Raw genomic sequence first — 1,139 nt, 5'->3', positions numbered from 1 at the left:
GTTCGACGTGTTCCAGTTGCCTGAGGAACATCAGGAGTTGCGCAGCGCGATCCGTGCGCTCGCGGAGAAGGAGATCGCACCGCACGCCGCGGAGGTCGACGAGCAGTCGCGCTTCCCGGAGGAGGCTCTGCAGGCGTTGAATGCCTCGGGTTTCAACGCCGTGCATGTGCCTGAGGAGTACGGCGGTCAGGGTGCGGATTCGGTGGCGGCGTGCATCGTGATCGAGGAGGTCGCGCGCGTCGATGCGTCGGCGTCGCTGATCCCGGCGGTGAACAAGCTGGGCACCATGGGTCTGATCCTGCGGGGTTCGGAGGACCTCAAGAAGAAGGTGCTCTCCGACCTCGTCGACGGGGCGATGGCGTCTTATGCGCTTTCGGAGCGCGAAGCGGGCAGTGACGCGGCTGCCATGCGGACCCGCGCCAAGGCCGACGGCGAGGACTGGATTCTCAACGGCACCAAGGCGTGGATCACCAATGGCGGCAAGTCGGACTGGTACACCGTGATGGCGGTGACCGATCCGGACAAGGGCGCCAATGGTATTTCGGCGTTCGTGGTGCACCTCGACGACGAGGGCTTCAGCATCGGACCGAAGGAGAAGAAGCTCGGCATCAAGGGTTCGCCGACCACCGAGCTGTACTTCGAGAACTGCCGCATTCCCGGTGACCGGATCATCGGCGAGCCGGGCACCGGCTTCAAGACCGCGCTGGCCACCCTTGACCACACCCGCCCGACGATCGGTGCGCAGGCGGTGGGCATCGCGCAGGGTGCACTGGACGCGGCGATCGCCTATACCAAGGACCGCAAGCAGTTCGGCCGCCCGGTCAGTGACAACCAGGGTGTGCAGTTCATGCTCGCCGACATGGCGATGAAGGTGGAGGCGGCCCGGTTGATGGTTTACAGCGCCGCCGCCCGTGCCGAGCGCGGTGAACCGGCGCTGGGCTTCATCTCCGCGGCGTCGAAGTGTTTCGCCTCCGATGTCGCGATGGAGGTGACCACCGATGCCGTGCAGTTGTTCGGCGGTGCCGGTTACACCATCGACTTCCCGGTGGAGCGGATGATGCGCGACGCCAAGATCACCCAGATCTACGAGGGCACCAACCAGATCCAGCGCGTCGTGATGTCACGCGCACTGCTGAAGT

General features: G+C 65.2%; 1 protein-coding gene. It reads left to right on the top strand.

Translation table 11 applies throughout. From position 1 onward, the window contains the following. A partial coding sequence (locus Q2100_RS31345) for an acyl-CoA dehydrogenase (protein ID WP_302917137.1) occupies positions 1-1,139 on the top strand: 1,139 nt, incomplete at both ends.

The organism is Mycolicibacterium arseniciresistens (genome assembly GCF_030519285.1).
Lineage (GTDB): Bacteria > Actinomycetota > Actinomycetes > Mycobacteriales > Mycobacteriaceae > Mycobacterium > Mycobacterium arseniciresistens.
The sequence above is the reverse complement of the archived record's forward strand: the minus strand, read 5'-3'. Positions and strand labels throughout refer to the sequence as shown.